We start from the raw sequence: 230 nt of genomic DNA on the forward strand, positions 1-230 counted from the left end.
CCGTTGTGCTTCGGTCAACTGGCGGACCAGTGACAACCCGATCCCCAGTCCTTCGCGGGAATGCGTGGCATGTTGCTTTTCAGCCTGGCCAAACAGATCGAATACATGTTCGAGGTTTTCGGCAGCGATGCCGGTGCCGTTGTCTTTGACATCCAGCCGTATCTTGTTTCCGGCCTGACCGGCAATCAGCTGAACCAGCCCATTGGCCGGGGTGAATTTCAGGGCGTTGT

The 230-nt window shown here is 57.0% G+C and carries 1 protein-coding gene; it reads right to left on the reverse strand.

Annotation, left to right across the window (positions count from 1 at the left end):
- Nucleotides 1-230 (reverse strand): sensor histidine kinase (locus tag SB772_RS46130; RefSeq protein ID WP_410839284.1); only part of this gene is annotated, 230 nt, incomplete at both ends.

This window comes from Paraburkholderia sp. SIMBA_030 (assembly GCF_046535245.1).
In the GTDB taxonomy this organism is placed as follows: Bacteria; Pseudomonadota; Gammaproteobacteria; order Burkholderiales; family Burkholderiaceae; genus Paraburkholderia.